Origin of the sequence: Caulobacter endophyticus, from assembly GCF_029543245.1 — a bacterium.
GTDB lineage: Bacteria > Pseudomonadota > Alphaproteobacteria > Caulobacterales > Caulobacteraceae > Caulobacter > Caulobacter endophyticus_A.
This window is the reverse complement of sequence record NZ_JARQWV010000049.1, coordinates 1-3,160: the sequence shown is the minus strand read 5'-3', so window position 1 is coordinate 3,160 and position 3,160 is coordinate 1. Positions and strand designations below refer to the sequence as shown.

2 protein-coding genes are annotated in these 3,160 nt (G+C 71.8%); both read left to right on the top strand.

Annotated elements, in window-relative coordinates; translation table 11 throughout:
• The first annotated feature begins 99 nt into the window (after nt 1–99).
• Nucleotides 100–1,659, top strand: a complete 1,560-nt coding sequence (locus P7A99_RS25115; protein WP_277796436.1) for a class I adenylate-forming enzyme family protein — start codon at nt 100–102, stop codon at nt 1,657–1,659.
• Between the two features lie 340 nt (nt 1,660–1,999).
• Nucleotides 2,000–2,980, top strand: a complete 981-nt coding sequence (locus P7A99_RS25110) for a DegT/DnrJ/EryC1/StrS family aminotransferase (protein WP_277796435.1) — start codon at nt 2,000–2,002, stop codon at nt 2,978–2,980.
• Nucleotides 2,981–3,160: the final 180 nt, after the last annotated feature.

Sequence of the window (3,160 nt, the reverse complement as noted above, 5' to 3'; positions counted from 1 at the left end):
TGACAAAGCTCAGCGCCCCGTCTCGCCCCCTCCACCGCTTCGCGGTCCCCCTCCCCCGTTTCACGGGGGAGGAGTTGCTGCATTGAGTAGGGAGTCCCCATGCCCTCCATCCCCTCCATGATCGCCGCCGACTACGGCGTGATGGGCGACATCCTGCGCGAGCGGGCGGCCGAGGCCCCCGACCACCCCGCCGTGATCATGGAGACCGGCGAGACCATCACCTACGCGGCCTTCGACGCCCTGACCGACCGCGTCGCCGCCGCCCTGCAACGCGACGGGATCCAGCCCGGCGAGGCGATCGCCGTCTGCGCTCTCTCGTCCATTCCCTATGCGGCCGTGTTCCTGGGCGGCCTGCGCGCGGGCGTCGCCGTCGCCCCGCTGGCGCCCTCGTCCACGCCGGAAGCCATCGCCGGCATGGTCGCCGACTGCGGCGCAAAACTGTTCTTTGTCGACGCCGGTGTGGCGCAGGCCCAGAAGCCCGCGCCGATCGCCGCCCGCACCATCGCCCTGGACGGCTCGACCGCCGGCGAGACCTTCGACGCCTGGCTCGCGCCCGAAGGCGCGACACCCGCGCCCGTCGAGATCGGCCCCGAGCATCCGTTTAACATCATCTATTCCAGCGGCACCACCGGCGCGCCCAAGGGCATCGTCCAGTCGCACGGCATGCGCTGGAAGCACGTCTTCCGCGGCGACGCCGTTGGCTATGGCGCGGACGCCGTCACCCTGCTGTCGACCCCGCTCTATTCCAACACAACGCTCGTTTGCTTCTTTCCCACCCTGGCCGGCGGGGGGACCGTCGTGCTGATGAAGAAGTTCGACGCCGGGCGCTTCCTGGAGCTGGCGCAGACGCACCGCATGACCCACGCCATGCTGGTGCCGGTGCAGTACCGCCGCCTGCTGGCCCATCCCGAGTTCGACGCCTTCGACCTGTCCGCCACGCGCCTGAAGTTCTGCACCAGCGCCCCGTTCGCCGCCGAACTGAAGGCGCAGGTGCTCGAGCGCTGGCCCGGCGGCCTCGTCGAATATTTCGGCATGACCGAGGGCGGCGGCACCTGCATCCTCATGGCCCACGAGCACCCCGACAAGCTGCACACGGTGGGCCGCCCCGCCCCCGGCCACGACATCCGCCTGATCGACGAGGACGGCGTCGAGGTCGCTGTCGGCGAGATCGGCGAGATCGTCGGCTGCTCTCCGGCCACCATGAGCGGCTACCACGGCCAGCCGGGCAAGACGGCCGAGGCCATCTGGACCAGCCCCGACGGCCGCCGCTTCGTGCGCACGGGCGATGTCGGCCGCTTCGACGCCGAGGGCTTCCTGACGCTGATGGACCGCAAGAAGGACATGATCATCAGCGGCGGCTTCAACATCTATCCCAGCGATCTGGAGGCCGTGGTCGCCACGCATCCCGACGTGCTGGAAGCCGCCGTGGTCGGCGTGCCGTCCGACGCCTGGGGCGAGACCCCCGTCGCCTTCGTCGCCCTGCGGCCCGGCGCCGCGGCCGACGCGCAAGCCGTCCGCGCCTTCGCCAACGAACGCCTGGGCAAGACCCAGCGCCTGGCCGACCTCGTCCTCGTCGACGCCCTGCCCCGCAGCCACATCGGCAAGGTGCTCAAGCGCGAACTGCGGGACGGGTGGCGCCCTAAAACCCCTCTCTCATAGAGAGAGGGAGGGGCCCATGGCGAAGCCATGGGAGGGTGAGAGGTTACAGCCTCCCAGAATAAAGCTCGGAAATTCAGCACCTTGCTGGCAACCAAGTTCGACCTGAGCCTATGCGGGCGATTGACCCGCCAACGGTGAAACCTCTCACCCTCCCACCGCTTCGCGGCGGGTCCCTCCCTCTCTCAAAGAGAGAGGGCTCAAGATGGAAAACCCGGAAAAGCCGCAATCTCCGCCGCGACGGCGCGCCGCATCTGGACAGGCCGAGTCACTCGATACGTTCGATTAACCATAAGGGCGCTGTCGGGGTTGTCGGCGCCGGTTCGTTGCGGAAGCGTCTCGCATGTCCAGCCTTTCAGCCGCCGTTCTGGCGTCGCAGCCGAAGTCCGCCCTCGCCTCTGCGGCGCCGCTCGACTTCGACGCGTTCAGCAAAGCCTTCGGCGGCCCCGACTGCGACACTCTGAACGGCCGGCTGGCCCAGCGCTTTTCCCGAACCACCGCCGTCCGCGCCTGCGCCGACCGCGCCGCCGCCACCGCCGACCTGCTGGCCGCCCAGGGCGCGCGCCCCGGCGGGGTGTGCATCGTCTCGGCCCTGGCCGGCCGCGAGACCCTCGAAGGCGTCGCCGCCGCCGGCCTGACGCCGTGGCTGGTCGACGTCGACCCGTTCACCTGGATGGTCGACACCGCCCACCTGCGCGAGCGCCTGGCCGAGGCCCCCTGCCCGCTGGAAGCCATCGTCACCACCTGCGCCTTCGGCCGCGCTCCCGACCTTCTGGCCCTGGCCGCCTTCCAGGCCGAGACCGGCCTGCCGGTCGTGGTCGACGCCGCCTTCGGCTTCGACGTGATCATGGACGCCCCCGTCCCCGTGGTCGTCGGCCTGCCCGGCGGCGACGGCGTGTTCGTCGCCGCCGAGGACGCCGAGCTGATCGGCCGCCTTACTGCGCCTGCCTTCGAGGGCGACGACGGCCTGGACGGCTGGACCCTCAAGCGCCAGCAGCTGGCCACCAACGCCCAGCGCCTGCGCATGCTGCTGCTGGGCTCGCCCGTCGCCTTCCAGCCCGGCTGGGGCCTGTCGTGGGTGTCGAGCGCCTGCGTGGTCAGCGTCGCCGAGGGCTGCGCCCCGGCCGTGGCCGCCCTGCTGGCTGTCGAAGGCCGCTTCGTCACCTGCGTGGGCGTGCGCGACCCCGACGTCCAGGCCGACAGCGTGCCGGTCGTCGACCACCTGGCCGGCAAGATGCTGGGCCTGCCCTTCGCCGCCGACCTCGACATCGCCGACCTCGACGACCTGGCCGAAGCCGTGCGGCGCGCGGTGGCGCAGGTCTGAGCCCCAGTTCCTCCCCCGTGAAACGGGGGAGGTGGCGCGCTGCGGATACGCAGCGTGACGGAGGGGGCGACCGCCTCCTCGGCGCCCCGTCTCGGGGGGGGGGGGGGCGCGGGGGGGGCGGGCCGGGCCCGGCCGCCCGCGGGGGGGGGGGGCGGGGGGCGCGGCGGGCCCGGGGGCCCG